12 protein-coding genes and 1 pseudogene are annotated in these 17,713 nt (G+C 59.0%); 8 read left to right on the top strand and 5 right to left on the bottom strand.

What is annotated here, in order from left to right; translation table 11 throughout:
* Positions 1-30 precede the first annotated feature (30 nt).
* Both QCD60_RS18100 and QCD60_RS18095 read left to right on the top strand, forming a co-directional pair.
* Positions 31-846 (top strand): putative hydro-lyase, encoded by an 816-nt coding sequence (locus QCD60_RS18100; protein WP_279787650.1) that lies wholly within the window; start codon positions 31-33, stop codon positions 844-846.
* A gap of 253 nt (positions 847-1,099) precedes the next feature.
* Positions 1,100-2,980, top strand: coding sequence for a methyl-accepting chemotaxis protein (locus QCD60_RS18095; protein WP_279787649.1), 1,881 nt, complete (start codon positions 1,100-1,102; stop codon positions 2,978-2,980).
* A 16-nt stretch (positions 2,981-2,996) separates the two neighbouring features.
* On the opposite strand, the gene QCD60_RS18090 is transcribed toward QCD60_RS18095, so the two are convergent.
* On the bottom strand, positions 2,997-4,091 hold the full coding sequence (locus QCD60_RS18090; RefSeq protein ID WP_279787648.1) for an NAD-dependent epimerase/dehydratase family protein: 1,095 nt from the start codon (positions 4,089-4,091) through the stop codon (positions 2,997-2,999).
* A gap of 171 nt (positions 4,092-4,262) precedes the next feature.
* Here QCD60_RS18090 and QCD60_RS18085 point away from each other — a divergent pair, with 171 nt between their 5' ends.
* Positions 4,263-5,165, top strand: a complete 903-nt coding sequence (locus QCD60_RS18085; RefSeq protein WP_279787647.1) for a LysR family transcriptional regulator — start codon at positions 4,263-4,265, stop codon at positions 5,163-5,165.
* Here the strand turns inward: QCD60_RS18085 and QCD60_RS18080 are convergent.
* The gene (locus QCD60_RS18080; protein WP_279787646.1) at positions 5,150-8,815 is read right to left on the bottom strand and encodes a hydantoinase B/oxoprolinase family protein; all 3,666 of its coding nucleotides are present in this window, start codon (positions 8,813-8,815) and stop codon (positions 5,150-5,152) included. The genes QCD60_RS18085 and QCD60_RS18080 overlap by 16 nt on opposite strands.
* Positions 8,816-8,980: 165 nt before the next feature.
* Here QCD60_RS18080 and QCD60_RS18075 point away from each other — a divergent pair, with 165 nt between their 5' ends.
* Positions 8,981-9,913, top strand: a complete 933-nt coding sequence (locus QCD60_RS18075) for a LysR family transcriptional regulator (protein ID WP_279787645.1) — start codon at positions 8,981-8,983, stop codon at positions 9,911-9,913.
* Positions 9,914-10,311: 398 nt separating this feature from the next.
* On the top strand, positions 10,312-10,752 hold the full coding sequence (locus QCD60_RS18070; RefSeq protein WP_279787644.1) for a GNAT family N-acetyltransferase: 441 nt from the start codon (positions 10,312-10,314) through the stop codon (positions 10,750-10,752).
* 318 nt (positions 10,753-11,070) lie between these two features.
* Here the strand turns inward: QCD60_RS18070 and QCD60_RS18065 are convergent, their stop codons facing one another.
* A complete protein-coding gene (locus QCD60_RS18065) occupies positions 11,071-12,147 on the bottom strand; it encodes a TIGR04552 family protein (RefSeq protein WP_279787643.1) in 1,077 nt (358 codons plus the stop codon).
* A 253-nt stretch (positions 12,148-12,400) separates the two neighbouring features.
* On the opposite strand from QCD60_RS18065, the gene QCD60_RS18060 reads away from it, so the two are divergent.
* Together QCD60_RS18060 and QCD60_RS18055 are read left to right on the top strand one after the other, a co-directional pair.
* Entirely contained in the window at positions 12,401-13,513 is a 1,113-nt protein-coding gene (locus QCD60_RS18060; protein ID WP_279787642.1) for an MltA domain-containing protein, read from the top strand.
* An 8-nt stretch (positions 13,514-13,521) separates the two neighbouring features.
* Positions 13,522-13,632 (top strand): annotated as a pseudogene (locus tag QCD60_RS18055) (Txe/YoeB family addiction module toxin); the annotation flags it as partial.
* 39 nt (positions 13,633-13,671) lie between these two features.
* Here the strand turns inward: QCD60_RS18055 and QCD60_RS18050 are convergent.
* A complete protein-coding gene (locus tag QCD60_RS18050; protein ID WP_279787641.1) occupies positions 13,672-14,052 on the bottom strand; it encodes a VOC family protein in 381 nt (126 codons plus the stop codon).
* 65 nt (positions 14,053-14,117) lie between these two features.
* Positions 14,118-15,581 carry a patatin-like phospholipase family protein gene (locus tag QCD60_RS18045; RefSeq protein WP_279787640.1) on the bottom strand — a complete coding sequence of 488 codons (1,464 nt, stop codon included), beginning with the start codon at positions 15,579-15,581 and terminating at the stop codon, positions 14,118-14,120.
* 543 nt (positions 15,582-16,124) lie between these two features.
* On the opposite strand from QCD60_RS18045, the gene eat reads away from it, so the two are divergent.
* Positions 16,125-17,495, top strand: a complete 1,371-nt coding sequence (eat, locus tag QCD60_RS18040; protein ID WP_279787639.1) for an ethanolamine permease — start codon at positions 16,125-16,127, stop codon at positions 17,493-17,495.
* The last annotated feature ends 218 nt before the right edge of the window (positions 17,496-17,713 follow it).

Raw genomic sequence — 17,713 nt, 5'->3', positions numbered from 1 at the left:
CCCGATTAACATCACCATTGAGTAAACACCATGAGCCATCTCAACGACTCCGCTGCTGCCCCCGCCGCCCTGCTCAGTTCACAGCAACTGCGCCAGCGCTGCCGCAGCGGTGAACACCAGATCACCACCAGCGGTTATGCGCTGGGCTATGCGCAGGCCAATCTGGTGATCCTGCCGCAGCAGTACGCCAGTGACTTCCTGCGCTTTTGCCAGCTCAACCAGAAAGCCTGTCCGCTGCTGTACGTCAGTGAACCGGGGCAAACCGATGCACCACCGCTGGGCCGTGATATCGATATCCGTCGTGACACCCCGCGCTACCGCCTGTATGAACAGGGCGAATGCCGGCGCGAGCTGACCGACATCAGTGAACTGTGGCGCGATGATCTGGTGACCTTCTACATCGGCTGTTCCTTCTCCTTCGAGGAAGAGCTGATCAGCGCCGGTGTACCGGTGCGCCATATCGATCATCAGCGCAATGTGCCGATGTACCTGACCAACCGGCCGCTGCAGGGGGCAGGCCCGTTTCAGGGCAACATGGTGGTGTCGATGCGCGGTTTCAGCCCGGCCAATGCCATCCGTGCCGTACAGATCACCAGCCAGATGCCCAAAGTCCACGGTGCGCCGGTGCATCTCAGCGCCCCAGAGCAGCTGGGCATTGCCAACCTGCAGCAGCCCGAATTCGGCGATGCACCGGTGCTGGAAGACGGCGACATCCCGGTGTTCTGGGCCTGCGGTGTCAGCCCGCAGGCCGCACTGATGAATGCCCGCCTGCCCTTCGCCATCACCCACAGCCCGGGGCACATGCTGGTGACGGATCTGCCCAACAGCCAGCTGCGTTTTGGCTGAACGTTGCACGCGCAACGTTGAAAGACTGAAGCGCATCGCAGACGGGTAATCACCGTCTGCGACCCGATTGTTAACATGCCAGATACACAAGACACAAAAACGAAACACAAAACTGAAATAGCGTTCCGGTGATTTACAAGTCGCTTAGGAAGTCTACTTGGCTTACCTCCTGTGTTCGTGTATCACCTGATGGATTATTCGTCGCTTCATTTCCCGCTGATGCACTACCTGATGATCTCATTGAGGAGCTAACGTGTTCGCTTTGTCCTGGAAGCAGAAATTCTGGCTGCTGATAACCATTACACTGACCGGGCTGGTACTGATTTCCGCCTCCGGTTTCTGGGGCCTGAGCAAGGTGTCCAGTTCCTATGAAGAGCGTTACAAGGCCAAGGGCTACGCCAGCGATGCCCAGCAGCTGTCGAACCAGTGGATGCATCTGGTCAATCAGGCCACCGCGCTGACCAGCGACAACATGGCCGACTACCAGAGCCGCCTCAACAGCCTGAAAGACACCGCCGTGGCACTCGCCAGCCATGCCAGCGACCTCAATGATCAGGCTGTCGCCAGACAGGCCAGCGATATTGCCAGCAGCGTCAGTGACTATGCCGATCTGCGCTCACAGTGGCTGAGCACCCGCCAGCAACTGGGGATGACCCCCTTCGAAGGCCAGCGTAAGGCACTGGATCAGGCCGCGGGCGGACTGCAGCAAATGTCACTGAGTATCATCAAGCCCTACATCGATGAAGCGGTCTCCAACCAGCGTGACTATATCTCGACCATGAGCCCGGCCTATGCCGAGAAAGTCGAGAAGGCACTCAACGACCTGCACGATCAGATCAAGAAGCTGAGCTGGGAAGACACCAAGATCGGAGAAGGCTACAACGCCTACAAAAGTGCGTTCGACCAGGCCGATACCACCATCAAGGCCATTGTCGTTCTGGAAGAGCAGCTGACGGCCAGGGGTGACAAACTGCTGGCCGACATCGAGCAGCAGAACAACGATCTGGAACAGGGCATCATCAACCGCACCTCCACTCAGGCCGTTAACGCCCGTCAGTCGGCGTACTGGCAGATGGGTATCATCTCAGCGGTGGTGGGTCTGATCATTCTGCTCGCCCTCAGCCAGATTTCCCGCACGCTGGTGCGCCAGCTGAACAACGTCATTACCCAGCTCAGCGAGGTGGCCGCCGGTAACCTGACGGCCAACCTCAAGCTCAGCAGCAACAACCGTGATGAGTTCACCCAGCTTGGCAGCGCGTCCAACCGCATGACGCAAGATATCGCCGGGGTGATCCGTCAGGTGATTGATGGCAATGAGGAGCTGATGCGCCTGCATGATCACCTGAGCCATGCCATGCAGCAACTGGCGGAAAACAGCCAGCAGGTTGAAGCCCAGACCGAACAGGCCGCCTCGGCCACCCAGCAGATTTCTGCCACCGTCAACGAAGTGGCACAACGCACCTCTGACGTCAGTCAGGCTACCCAGCAGGCCACCCAGTCGGCCCGCTCCGGCTCTGAAGTCATCGTCAGCAGCGTTGATTCCATGCGCCAGCTGTCGCAGCTGATTCAGCACACCAACCAGCAGGTCGGTCTGCTCGGCCAGTCCAGCGGCAAGGTCATCGGTATTGTCGACGTGATCAACAGTCTGGCGGACCAGACCAACCTGCTGGCACTCAATGCGGCCATTGAAGCCGCACGGGCCGGTGAGGCCGGGCGCGGTTTCTCGGTGGTAGCCGATGAAGTGCGTTCGCTGGCGCAGAAGACCATGGATGCCACCAGCAACATCGACAGCATCATCAAGGAGTTCAACAGCCAGACCAAAGAAATGGCACGGCTGATGGAAAACGGCCTGACGCTGGCGGCAGAGGGTGAGCAGAATGCCGGACAGGTGGCACAGGCCATCGGTGACATCACCCGCTCCATTGAAACCCTGGCGACCGAAATGGATCAGGTGGTCGTCGCGGTTGAAGAAATCTCCGCCACTACCGAAGACATCGCGGGCAAGATGGAACACATCCATATCCATACCAGTGAAACCAAGACCCTGCGCACTAATCTGGATGAACACACCCGCAATCTGGAGCGTCAGGCCAGTACCATGCAGGCCACGTCGCAACGCTTCCGTCTGGCCTGATCCGCCTCCGTGCAGGTCATACCGTCCCCGTCGCCTCCCGGCGGGGATGTTCGATACAGCCCAGCCCCTCCAGGGTGACTGCCATCGCCTGTTGCAACGGTGTATGGGGCTCAGCCCCCAGCTCCGCCAGCAGCCGGTCATTAGGCATCCGCACCGCCTGCTGCCACAAATGCCGCATCTCATACAGATCGCGCATACGCCTGACAAAAGGCGATGCCAGCCGCAGCACCCACCAGGGGAACGCCTGCACCGGTAACGCAGGCTGACCACTGACCGCTCTGACCGCGTTAAGCAGTTGCATACCGTCCTGATCCCAGTGGCCCTGCATATGAAAGCAGGCAAACGGCGGCAGCACCGCTTCTCGCTCCAGCAATGCCGTCATAGTGGCCGCAACATCCGGCAGATAGGCCCACTGATGGCCCACTCCCGGGTCAGTCAGACGCCACAGTCGCCGGACAGGTTTACCAGCCTGCAGAATCCCCTGAGCAAACCAGCTGCTGTGGCTGCGGGCGCCAAAGAAATCACCCGCTCTGACAATCAGCACCCGACAGTCACCGCGTTCGGCAGCGGCCTGCAGACGCCGCTCCATTTCCACCCGGATAGCCCCCTTGGCAGTGCGCGGTGCCACGGGCGTCCCTTCATCCAGCACACGGCACCCCTCTGCCTGCTGCAGCGGCAGGCCGAAGTTGTAGATAGTGCCGGGCAACAGCACGCGGGCGTTAACTGCGCGGGCCGCCTGCAGGGTGCTGTCCAGCATCGGCAGCACCCATTTGTCCCAGTCGCGGTAGCCCGGCGGATTGACCATGTGAGCAATCACCTGCACCTGAGCCGCTGCTGCCAGCACGGCGTTGCTATCCATGGCATCGCCGGCAATCCATTCCACTGCACTGGCATCCGCCACGGTCGCCAGCCACTGCGGCGCGTGCCGGCTGAAGGCACGTACCCGCCAGCCGGCCTGCAGCAGCGCCAGACACAGCTCACTGCCTACCCCGCCGGCGGCACCGATCACCAGTGCGGTTCGGCGGCTCTGGCCGAGCGTCGCGTCACGCTGAACAGGGTTGGCGGCCCGCTGCGGCGGGATGAAAGGAGAAGAATCGCTGGCAGTGATCATGGGATAGCCCTCGCGCTGGTTACTCTGGGCCACCACTGTAAGACGGCAGATGCACATTAAAAATTGCCGAAAAACCTTCATCTGCTATACAGAAATGTTTAATCAACCCAGATGTGGCTGTGCCACACTTCAGCCTGCCCGTGATCCTTGTTGTGTTTTATCCGGATAGCCATGACCGAACCCGACCCCGACTGGAACCATTACCGCAGCTTTCTCAGTGTGCTGGAGCACGGCTCGCTGTCGGCGTCGGCCCGTGCGCTGGGGCTGACCCAGCCGACACTGGGCCGGCATATCGATGAACTGCAAAAACGCCTCGGGCTGGTGCTGTTTACCCGCTCCAGCAGTGGCCTGATCCCCACCGCGGCGGCACTGACGCTGCGCCCCCATGCCGAAGCGCTGCGCTCGGCCACGGCAGCCATCGCCCGCGCAGCCACCGGCATAGGTGATGGCATACGCGGCGTGGTGAGGATTACCGCCAGTGAAGTCATCGGCGTAGAAGTGCTGCCGCCGATCCTGACCCGCCTGCGTCAGCAGCACCCTGACCTGCAACTGGAACTGGTTCTGAGCAATCAGTTGCAGAACCTGCTGCAACGGGATGCCGATATTGCCGTGAGAATGGTGGCCCCGACGCAGGAAGCGCTGATCGCCCGGCGTATCGGCCAGATTTCGCTGGGCCTGCATGCCCATCGCGACTATCTGCACCGCATGGGCACGCCCGCCTCAATCAGTGAGATGAAGCCACCCCATGTGCTGATTGGCTTCGATACCCTGACGGAATATTTGCGCGGGCTGCTCAGGCAGTATCCGCAGATTGATCCGCAGCAGTTCAGCTTTCGCTGCGACAGTGACGTGGCTCAGCTGGCGATGATTCGGGCCGGGTTTGGTATCGGCTTCTGTCAGATCGGCATTGCCCGCCGTGATCCGTTGTTACAGCGGCTGGATGCCGGGTTTGAGGTGCCGCTGGACACCTGGGTGGCGATGCATGAAAACCTGCGCGACAACCTCGCCTGCCGCCTGACCTTTGAGGCGCTGGCGGCAGGGTTGCATCAGTACATCAGTCAGACCGCGCCATAGCCGCCACCTCCCGGCGTCTCGATCACAAAGACATCACCGGCCTGCAGCTCCACTGAGTCGGCGTGACGCAACCGCGTCACCCGGCCATCCGCACGCTCCACCCAGTTACGCCCGGACGCCCCTGCCGCTCCGCCGGCCATCCCGAAGGGCTGGGTGCTGCGGTTGTTGGACAGAATCGAGGCGGTCATTGGCTGCAGAAAGCGGATGCGCCGGGTTCCGCCGTCACCACCGCACCAGCGCCCCTTACCGCCGGAGTTTGGCCGGATGGCAAAGCTCTCCAGCCGTACCGGATAACGCCACTCCAGAATTTCCGGATCGGTCAGCCGTGAGTTGGTCATATGGGCCTGCACCACGCTGCAGCCGCTGAAACCCTCACCCGCACCCGTGCCCCCGGCGAGGGTTTCATAGTACTGATACTGGCTGTTGCCGAAGGTGAAGTTATTCATGGTGATCTGGCTGGCGGCCATAATCCCCAGCGCACCGTAGAGTGCATTGGTGACACACATGGAGGTTTCGACATTGCCGGCCACCACGGCTGCCGGATAGCAGGGGTTGAGCATTGATCCTGCAGGGATGATAACCTCCAGCGGCTTCATGCAGCCGGCATTGAGCGGGATGTCGTCTTTCACCAGAGTGCGGAACACGTACAGCACCGCCGCCATGGCAATGGCCCGCGGCGCATTGTAGTTGCTCGGCAGCTGTGCCGAGGTGCCGGTGAAGTCGATCACCGCACTGCGGGCTGTCTGATCAACACGAATGGCCACCTGAATCTGCGCACCGTTATCCAGCGTCAGGGTGTAACTGCCGTCCTTCAGCGCACTGATGACCCGGCGTACCGCTTCTTCGGCGTTGTTCTGTACGTGGTCCATATAGGCCCGCACCACCGCCAGCCCGAACTCCTCGACCATGCGCCCCAGCTCCTGCACGCCCTTTTCATTGGCGGCAATCTGTGCGCGCAAATCCGCCATGTTCTGCGCCGGGTTACGTGACGGATACGGGCCGGACTGCAACAGTTCGACCGTTTCCTGCTCGCGCAGGCGCCCGGCTTCCACCAGTTTCCAGTTACTGATGCGCACCCCTTCCTCATCAATGCTGACCGAGGTCGGCGGCACCGAACCGGGGGTGATCCCGCCGACATCAGCATGATGGCCACGGGAACCGACATAGAACAGGATCTCGTCGCCATGGCGGTCAAACACCGGGGTGACGACCGTAATGTCCGGCAGGTGGGTACCGCCCTGATAAGGATCATTGAGGGCGTAGACATCACCTGCACGCATCAGCCCGTGATTCTCGCGAATGATGGTCTTGATCGATTCGCCCATGGAGCCCAGATGCACCGGCATATGCGGCGCATTAGCAATGAGGTTGCCAGCGGCATCAAAGATGGCACAGGAGAAGTCCAGCCGTTCCTTGATATTGACCGAGAAGGCGGTGTTCTGCAGGCGCAGCCCCATCTGTTCGGCGATGCTCATGAACAGGTTATTGAAGATCTCCAGCATCACCGGATCCGCATCCGTGCCCATCGCCTGACGTTTGGGCAGCGGCTGCACACGCCGCAGCAGCAGATGGTTGTGCTTCGTCACTTCGGCCTGCCAGCCCGCCTCGACAATGGTGGTCGTCACCGGCTCGGCGATAATGGCCGGGCCGTCGATCCGATCACCGGGGCGCATGTCCTCCCGTCGATACAGCCCGGTGCTGTGCCAGGCTCCGGCACTGAACATCTGCACCTGATCATGGGCCTGTAATCCCCCTGCCCGCTCAGGCAGCTGGTCAAAGTGCTCCACCGGCGCATCAGACAGCCCCAGCACTTCGACAGAAAGCGCCTCGGCAATCAGCGCTTTGTCGGGCATCAGGAAGGCATAACGCTGACGATAGGCCTGCTCGAACTGTGCAGTCATCTGTTCCAACGTGCCGAAACTGACCTGCAGCGCATTGTCAGTGCCGGCGTAGCGCAAGTGCACATGGCGGACTTCTTCCAGCCGCCCGGCACTGACTCCCTGCCGCTGCAACTCGCTGCGACCATCGGCAGCCAGCCGGTCAAGCTGATGGGCCATATCCTCCAGCGCCGCTGCGGTCAGCGCCACCTCCAGCGCCTGCTCGCGGATCACACTCTGGTTCGCCAGCCCCATGCCATAGGCTGACAGCACCCCGGCCAGCGGATGGGCAAACACACGGCTCATACCGAGGGTATCTGCCACCAGACAGGCGTGCTGGCCACCGGCGCCACCAAAGGTCGTGAGCACATAGCGCGTGACATCATGGCCACGCTGCACGGATATCTGCTTGATGGCGTTGGCCATGCTGCCAACCGCAATCTGCAGGAAGCCTTCGGCCACCTGCTCAGCACTCTGGCGTTTGCCTGTCGCACGAAAAACCTCATCAGCCAGCGCACTGAAACGCTCCACCACCACCTCACGGTCCAGCGGCAGATCAGCCTGCGGGCCAAACACCCTGGGGAAGTACGCCGGCTGAATCTTGCCCAGCATGACGTTGCAGTCCGTCACTGCCAGTGGCCCGCCACGACGATAGCTGGCCGGCCCCGGATTGGCCCCGGCCGACTCCGGGCCCACACGATAACGGGCACCATCAAACTGCAGCACCGAGCCACCACCGGCAGCCACCGTATGGATGCTCATCATCGGCGCCCGCATGCGCACCCCGGCCACCTGCGTTTCAAACTCGCGCTCATATTCACCGGCATAGTGCGACACATCGGTCGAGGTACCGCCCATATCAAAGCCGATGATGCGCTCGAAGCCGGCCAGTTCGCCGGTTCGCACCATGCCCACGATGCCCCCGGCTGGGCCGGACAGAATGGCATCCTTGCCCTGAAAACGATGGGCATCGGTCAGGCCGCCACTGGACTGCATAAACTGCAGATTGACGCCCGGCATCTCCGCCGCCACCTGCTCCACATAGCGACGCAGAATCGGCGACAGATAGGCATCCACTACCGTGGTGTCACCACGCGATACCAGCTTCATCAGCGGGCTGGCCTGATGCGAGGTGCTGATCTGGGTAAAGCCCACTTCCCGCGCCAGATCAGCGATCAGCTGCTCATGATCGGCATAGCGATAGCCATGCATCAGCACGATGGCGATGGCCCGGTAGCCCTCGGCATAGGCGGCATGCAGATCGGCCAGCGTTCGCTCGCTGTTGAGCGGGGTGACAGGTTCACCGTGGGCGCCCACCCGCTCCTGCACTTCGACCACCTTGTGATACAGCCGCTCGGGCAGCAGTACCTCCAGATCAAACAGCCGGGGCCGGTTCTGATAGGCAATGCGCAGCGCATCGGCAAAGCCTTCGGTGATAAACAGCACGGTCTTCTCGCCCTTACGCTCAAGCAGCGCGTTGGTGGCCACCGTAGTGCCCATCTTCACCGCTTCCACCTGCTCAGGGGTGATCGGCTGGCCGGGTTGCAGCCCCAGCAGATAGCGGATGCCCGCCACCGCCGCATCACGGTACTGCTCGGGGTTTTCCGACAACAGCTTGTGCGTCACCAGCGTGTTATCCGGGCGGCGGGCGACGATATCGGTAAAGGTGCCACCGCGGTCGATCCAGAACTGCCAGCGGCCTGAGCCCACGGCACCAGCGGGTTGTTGAGATGCAGCGGCAACAGCGGAAATATCAGCCTGCAGAGTCGTCATCACGGTTCACCTGTTCGCAATCAGGAAGGGGTGCCCTGCCAGCGATCAGGCGCTGTAGCGGCACGGTCACTGACACCCTATTACGAATAAAAAATGAACGTTAACGAGATTTTATAGCCACCCTTGTTTATATTTCCTTAACACAAATTACCCGCTGGTTGCGTCATGAATACCCGCTTTCTGGAAACCTTTGTCACCCTGGCCGAGCTGCGCAACTATCGCGCCACCGCCCGCGCCCTGCATGCCACGGCAGCGGCCATTTCACAGCGGATCAGGGGGCTGGAAGACGAACTGCGCACTGAGCTGATTGACCGCAGCAGCAAGGAGTTCCGCCTGACTGCACAGGGTGAATACCTGCTGGGCCATGCCCGTACCGTGCTCCATGCAGTGGCCTCACTGAAAGCCGCCGCCCAGCAGGACAACCCGGTACAGGGGCAGCTGCGGCTGGGGGTAATCGAGACGGTCGTTCACAGCTGGCTGGCGGGGGCGATGAGTCTGCTGGCGGAGCGCTATCCGGCACTGGAGGTGGCGCTGACGGTGGATGTCAGCCGCGTACTGCATCAGCGCCTGCTGGAGGGCGACGTGGATATGATTGTGCGGGTCGACAGCGTCGAGCACAGTGATTTGCAGACCACCGCGCTGGCACTCTACCCGGTACGCTGGATTGCCCGTCACGATCTGTTCGACAGTCGCGATGGCCTGATCCGGCAGGTACTGGCACGCCCCATTCTGACCTTTGAACGCGGTACCGCTCCCCAGCGCGCACTGGAAGACACCCTGCTACGACTGAGCCAGCAGGAAAACCTGCCCTTCAGTCAGGTGCGGATGACCTGCTCACCCTCGGTGGCAGCCATGGTACAGCTGGTGAGGGATGGTTACGGCGTCGCGGCCATTCCCGCTCTGTTTGTGCAGCAGGCGCTCAGCAGCGGCGAGTTTGTCGAGCTGGCGCTGGCGGCACCACTGCCCCCCATTATTGTCAGCCTGTGCCATCGCCATGATGCCGACCTCCGGGTGATTTCCGCCGTACAGACCCTGCGTGACAGCTGCCGCGCCTATGCCGAACGGGTGAATCCACAGTGGATGGAGTGGTTGGGGTGAGCTGCAAATACAACATCAATCTTACCTGCCAGGTATAAGCGCCACTGCCTGCCTGATACGCGCCTTTTAGCCGATGTGTTAAGGGAACAGGAAACAGGGTGAAGACTCTCCAGCCCGCTAAAGCCAGCTTGCAGCAACAAGCATGATGGGGCTTTTCTAACAGGCTGTTGAAAAACGTTATCGAGGCAGCCGAGACAAGGAAATACCCCGAGGGCACAAGAAACAGGCGAAAAAGCGGAGTTTAGTGGACTAAATGAGCATTTTGAGCCTGTTTTTGACGCGGTATTCGGCAACGCAGATAGATTTTCAACGACCTGCTAAGAGGTGACAACATTACCTGTACCACCGAATTCAGGCTTAATATCAAATCACCTTATTTCACAGGCAGCTGTATCAATATGCAAATTAGAAAAGCCACCACGTCAGATATAAAACTTCTTGCCGAGTTGATGATGCAGTTCAATGCTGAAGAATCCATCATCAATAGTCCCAGCCAGGTATCAGCAGCCATTTCAAGCGCTTTCCTTCACCCGGAATTGGTGAGCTCGTATATCGCGCACAGTGCCGGCACAACGATTGGTTATATTAATGTTACTTACACCTATAGCTTTGAATTTATGGGCATTGAGGTAGCTATTGATGAGATTTTTATTCTGCCACAACACCGCAGATCAGGAGCCGCTTCCAGATTAATATCTCAAATCGAGTCCGAGGCTAAAAAGCTGGGTGCAGTCGTTATAAGCGGTGATATTGCAGATAACAAACCATGGCTAAAAAGCTTCTATGTACGAAACGGCTTTTCGATGGCTGCTTATCGTCCCTATTACAAAGCGTTGTAAAAACCATGTACCTTTCTGGTCTTCTTTTTCCTCGCTAAATAGCGACTACTGCTCAATTGGATGCAACAGATATTCAAATTCCTGGAGGTTGATAGCTCTTTTACTCCAATAATTAAGCATTTAAATGCCAGAGAATGCACACCTATGCTTGCAGAGACTAAACAGCGTCTGGACAATCATTTCGAAGCAACCGTCGCCGCCACTAATGCGCTTGCAGGAAGAGACCTTGGGTTGGACTAAGCCTGTTGAGACAACGCTCTGTCCGTGAGGCTCGTTCCCGATACTGAACAGGAACGAGCATCTCTGTGAACCGTGATGTCAGTGGCTGACATCCACCGTCGGAAAATGCCCGAACAGGCGCTGCCTGACCCGGCCCATCTGCCGGGCTTCGTAGGCATCGTGGGTGGCTGCCCCCTGCCCGGTGGCCTCCAGTGAATTAGCATCCAAAACCTGAATTTCATAGGGATAGATACACCGCCGACCGCTGGGCATACGCAAGATCAACCGCTCAACGAATTTGAACATGCGGAAAGTGCGGTCACTGAAAGGATTATCCCGGCTACCCTCCTGCCCCAACGACTCGCTGGCGGATTCGACGATATAGGATGAGCTGATGCCGTACAGACGGTGGATTTCATCCAGCTCCGCCAGTGAGTTGCGGGTGCGCTCCGGCAGCTGGTTGGCGAGCATGATGATGGCACGGCTGCGCAGAAACTGGATCAGCAGCACGGCAGAGAAAATATCGTGCGTCACCAGCCGCACTCCCAGCCGGTCAAACACTTCCGAGGCCAGATTGCCCGGCTTGTGCAGCAGTTTGGTCATGATCCGCTCAAAGGACTTTTCCTCCTTGATGCGAAACTCCACCAGCGGAATCTTGCAGCGTTCGTCACCAATCCATTGCTGCCCCTGTTGCTCAAACAGGAACGGCAGATAGCGTGAACGTATGCTGTCCAGAGCAAACCGATGGGCTTCCTGATCTTCACTGAACAAGGCATGGGTGGCACAGTGCATCACCTTGAGCAGTACACAAGGCCAGTTTGGCCAGGGGTGATTGCCCGGACGGGAAGCCTCCACCAGCAGGGTTTCGATCGGCATGGAACGATAGGGCTCCGGCACCCGCTCAAGGTGATGCCAGGGTAATACCCATTCATCAAGGTAATTAATGGCGCGCTCATGGATCAGCATCATCCATTGACGGTCTTCCTGCGTGTCGCTGTTAAAGCCATAAGCAGACAGAAAACGCACAGCAGCATCGGTATCCGCCAGCTGCAGCTGACGCAGATCCACCACTGAACGGCCACCTATCAGGGGCTCAAGCATTTCCCAGGGAATTTCCAGCTCCGCTGCACTGCTCAAGCGCGGAACCCATTCGGGTCCTGAATCCCGTTTTGCCATCTGAACTGTCCATTGTGATGAGTTTGCTGGTGGCAGTATCGATACCCCTACTTTCCACCAGTCCATTGCTAACCATGGTAGCCCGCCTCTGATCAGTCAAGCATTTGTCGGCTTGAACCCTCCGGCAAAGCTCGTCATAGTGCTCGGGCCCGTTCTCAGTTACGCCACATTTATCCCCTGTTTCAGGGTCGACATTGACGGGCTGGCGTATTTTTCGAGCAACCAATTGAGCAACACGTCTTCAGGGTCCGTTATGCCTTTCAGCCTGCCCGGCATCGTTATGGGTCTTGTTCAACTGTTTATCGCCCCCAGTGCCCATAGCCTGCCTTCCACACTGCCCGGTATCAGCCGGGACAACCTGCCTCTGGCGGTGCAAACCTATCTGCACAGCTGCGATAAATACCGCGAACGTGGCAATGGCAAACCTCTGGGCGTTGCAGGTGACCGCCAGTTTTCCGGTCAGCAGTTCCAGCTGTATCAGCAGTCCTGCCAGCGCGCCCATGAGCTGATGAACAAACGGGCCAGCCACAAGGAGTGGCTGACCTGGCTGGATCAGTACTTCGTGGCCATCCCCATGCAGTCGAGCCAGCGCCATCCGATGCTGACGGCGTATTACGAGCCCAGCCTTCCCATCAGCAAGAAGCCAACCAGCACCCTGAACTGGCCTATTTACGCCCTGCCTGCCCAATGGTCGTCTGGGCAGAGCCCTGACCGTCAGGCCATTGAAAGTGGCAAGGTGGCGCAACTGCGCAGTCAGGTGCTGTATTACACCGACCGCTGGTCAGCCTTTGTGCTGCAGGTACAGGGTAGCGGTACCGGCGTACTGGCCAACGGTGACGAAGTGCGTTTTGTCTACGCGGGCACCAACAACATGCCCTATACCTCCATCGGCAAGGTACTGGTGGATCGTGGCGAGATCAGTAAGGAAGAGATTTCCATGCAGACCATCAAGGCCTGGATGGCAACGCACACCCAGCCTGAGCAGGACGATGTGTACTGGCGCAACAAGCGCATGGTGTTTTTCTCTGTCGGCAAAGACCCGCAAGGAGTAAAGCGGGTCGGCCCTCCCGGCGCCATGAACCTGACGGCAGGCCTGACGCCCTATCGCAGCGCCGCCCTCGACTGGCAGCACTTTATCCCCGGTCTGCCAGTGTTTGTCAGCGGCACGCTGGGCAATGGCAAGAAGGTGCAGCAACTGGTGATCGGCCAGGACCGTGGTGCCGCCATCACCTCTAATGTGCGCATGGATCTGTTTATCGGTGCAGGCAATGATGCCGAGGAAATCGCCGGGCTGACTCAGGATGATCAGGTACAGCTGTGGCGACTGGAACTGCGCACGGACTATCCCAGCAAGAGCAAGCGCTAACGGGGTAAGAGCATGGCCTCGCAGGCTACTGGTCGAGGCGTATCAACGATGAACATCGCCTTGTCTACAAGGTGACAGAAGATAGCCTGCTTATTGCTCAGCTGCGTTATCACTACTGACAACAAGGGCCACCGCTGTACCGTGGGCCCTTTCCCATCTCATGCGGCCTTCTGCCGGAACTGAATAATATTGCCCTCCGGGTCCCAGCCATCCAGCACCCGAAAGTCTCCAAATCGCCATTCGGCCTGAACTGGCTTAGCTCCGCCTCCTGTTGCTACCGCTGCCTCTCTGACCCGTTGCAGGTCATCAACAATAAATATCGGTTTGATGGCCACATCCTGTCGCGGCAGCGGCTCATGAACAACGGGCAGCGCCCGGGTTAGCGGGGTGGAAAGCACCACCACCTCCATGCCGGGGGCAATGACTATCCAATAGTCGTCGTGCTGCTCGCTGATCTGTCCTGCCAGTACCGCCTGATAGAAGCGGCTCACGCCTGACAGGTCTCGCGCATAAACCACCAGTGCATTTATCAAGCTCACAGGGACTCCCTCCGGTTACCATCGTGTTGCCCTGACAAAGACGAACAGCAAAGGCGGATCTTTGGTTACCCCCCTGAATGCCCCGCTACCCTGAAACAATCCACTTCGACAAGACCGGATTTGACCTTATGGCAGCTGGCACTTTTCTGTCTGGGGCGCAGGCTTTTCCATGGGGCATGCTCCAGTGCGGCACGCATATCACGCAGCCCGGCAGCCCGGCGATCTGCAATGGAGGTACGGCTGAATTCGGCATCACTGCTGGCAATCTCATCGGCCCCCGGACAGTAGGTGATATGGACGATATCCAGTGAGTGACCAAACTTCAGATAGCGCGCCAGATGCACCGGGACCTCATGAGGGACACCCGCCTGTTGCAGGCTCCTGCACATATTCAGCTCGTGAGTGACGCGTGTAATTTCCGCCGCACTGCGGCTGGCGTACTGAATCTGTTTCTGCCGCCAGCTGACCTCATCCATGGTGGTCGGTGCCGCGCCTTCTGCACTCCACAGATCAACCATAAAAACCAGCAACGGCCGGTCTGGCAGATTTTTCAGGATGGCCTCCAGTGGTGTGTTGGAAACACAACCGCCATCCCAGTACCACTGGCCCTCGATCTCTACCGCCGGGAAGCCAGGTGGCAGGGAACCACTGGCCAGCACATGCTGCGGGGTGATCTCCTGCTGCCAGTTATTGAAGAACGTCAGCTCCCCGGTGGTGACATTGGTCGCCCCCAGACTGAGCAGCACGCCTTCTTCCAGCGCACAGGCAGGTGTGGCGTCATCGCTGTCAGTCAGCGCTGGCTCGGGCGTCAGAAAGTGCTGATTGATCAATTCAAAATTGCTGAGGGCCTGCAGGGTTTCCAGCAACGGTGCCGTATCGTAAAACCCGGCCTGACTGGCTGTCAGATCATTCAGGAGCCAGGGGTTGGGAAAGCGTGGCGTGAAGAAGTTAGGCTGGCCGAAACAGATGGCCTGCAAAGCACTCAGGGTATTGAAATAACGTTGTACAGCCAGCGGCGCATGACGCATCTGCCCGGCAGAATAGATGTCCGGACGCGAAATGGCCTCCCACAGCGCGTCCAGCTGGCGTAACCGCAACTCAGGAGGATTACCCGCAAGAATGGCCGCATTCACTGCGCCAATGGAAATGCCACTGATCCAGTCCGGCTGGATGCCGGCCTCCTCCAGCGCCTGAAAGGCACCAATATGATAGGCACCCAGCGCCCCACCACCCTGCAGCACCAGCGCCACCATGGGTTTTTCCCCAAAACAGGTCGCTGTAATCTGCTGCAGAGCGCTGGGCTCAGCCGTACCGGGCGACGCTACCGGCGGGGCTGGATGGCCTGCATTGTTATCAGCCACGCTTGTAGCAGGAGCACTTGGCTTAGCTCGGGCGGTGGTTTTCCTGCTGCGGCGCGTAGGTGCCAGCGGTGCAGATCCAGAGGCATCAGGAGCAGCGGCTTCATTCACCGGAATTGCGGAGGAAAGGAGGTATTGGGGTGCTGCGGCATTACTGTCGGCTGTGGCCATGGCGCTCTCCCATGAGGGTATGAACTCTTTAGCTTGGTCAGGGCGAGCCGTATTTCAAGCGCCTGCCAGACACAATTTTTCGCAGTGCAGCATTATTGTTTCTGTATCAAGGCTCTAGCGCGCTAGAACGTTATGCTCTAAAACGGGCAGCAAGACGCTGCTTTCACCTTCCGCTTTACCCCCTCGTGTGACCACTTATACACCTGCCGTTAACAGCCACAGCCTGCGGCAGCTGGTGCCTGAACCAGTCATCACTCATCGCTGTGCTTCCTGCGCCCGCCGGCTAAAACAGGGCGTGCAATGAAGGCAAAGAGCTAACAGCTGGCACTATCATTTTTTCTAATAGTAACGTTTTACCCAAAACGAAACTGTTTGCGCCATGGAAAAGCCCGGCGGTATACCTTGACCTCGCTTTACTCACCACCCGACAGACTGACTTCTGTCATTGCAGCAAGAGAGACGATAACCAACAAAAAAGAGGCTCTGGCTACCCACCTGCTGGTTGCTATCGCCGGGCCAATACTATTGAGAGAGGGGACATTGATGAGCGTGCAACAGCTAAAGCCCACCCTGGGTACTCTGCACCTCTGGGGGATTGCCGTCGGTCTGGTCATATCCGGCGAATATTTCGGCTGGAGTTATGGTTGGGGCGTCGCGGGCACCCTGGGCTTTCTGGTCACCGCGGTGCTGGTGGCTGTCATGTACACCTGCTTTATCTTCAGTTTCACCGAACTGACCACAGCCATTCCCCATGCGGGTGGCCCCTTTGCCTACAGCCGCCGTGCCTACGGTGAGAAAGGCGGGCTGATTGCCGGTCTTGCCACTCTGATCGAATTTGTCTTCGCTCCACCCGCTATCGCACTGGCTATCGGTGCCTATCTAAATGTGCAGTTTCCCGGCCTTGATCCCAAAACCGCCGCAGTGGGCGCCTATGTCGTCTTTATGACGCTGAATATCCTCGGTGTGCAGCTGGCCGCAACGTTTGAACTACTGGTCACCATTCTGGCGGTACTGGAACTGCTGGTTTTTATGGGCGTCGTAGCGCCCGGCTTCAGTTTCAGTAATTTTGTACTGAATGGCTGGGCCGGCTCAGAAAGCTTCGGCATGCCTGCCGTCTCCGGCATCTTCGCTGCGATCCCCTTTGCCATCTGGTTCTTCCTTGCCATTGAAGGGGCCGCCATGGCTGCCGAAGAGGCTAAAGACCCCAAACGCACCATTCCCAAAGCCTATGTCACCGGCATCCTGACGCTGGTGGTGCTGGCCATGGGCGTCATGATCATGGCAGGCGGTGCCGGTGACTGGAGCGCGCTGTCCAACATCAACGACCCGTTGCCGCAGGCGATGAAAATGGTGGTAGGTGAAAACTCCGGCTGGCTGCATATGCTGGTCTGGATCGGCCTGTTCGGTCTGGTGGCGTCTTTCCACGGCATCATCCTTGGCTATTCCCGCCAGTTCTTCGCGCTGGCCCGTGCCGGTTACCTGCCTGCCAGTCTGGCCAAACTGTCACGCTTTCAGACGCCGCACCGCGCCATTATCGCTGGTGGCATCATTGGTATCGCGGCCATCTACAGTGATGGTCTGATCAACCTGCAGGGCATGAGCCTGACCGCCGCGATGATCACCATGGCCGTGTTCGGCGCCATCGTCATGTACATCATGAGCATGCTGAGCCTGTTCAAGCTGCGCCGTACCGAACCGCATCTGGAGCGCACCTTCATGGCGCCCGGTTTCCCGGTCGTGCCGGGTATCGCGCTGGTGCTGTCGGTCATCTGTCTGATCGCCATGGCCTGGTTCAACGCCATCATCGGATTGATCTTCCTGGTGTTCATGGCCGTCGGTTACTGCTACTTCCAGCTGACCGCCCATCATCGCGCCAATGCCGAAGAAGACGCGCTGCTGACAGGCTCTAACTGAACATGAATTCTTTGCGATACAGCTTTACACCACGCAAAGGTGAACCCCTGCTACACTGACGTCGCAGTACCCGCTCGCTGCGTACATCCTTCCCGGAGATGTACGCAGCGAGCACCCTCCTCCCAGCCCCCCTTAACACCCGCACCCCTTTTCGCCCCGCTACCGGCAAACGGCATCTACCGGGGTTGTGATAAAGTCTCTCCCTTCTTGATACCGAC

The sequence above is a fragment of the Pokkaliibacter sp. MBI-7 genome (genome assembly GCF_029846635.1).
Lineage (GTDB): Bacteria > Pseudomonadota > Gammaproteobacteria > Pseudomonadales > Balneatricaceae > Pokkaliibacter.
Note: the sequence above shows the minus strand (reverse complement) of the source record. Positions and strands in the feature narration are given on the sequence as shown.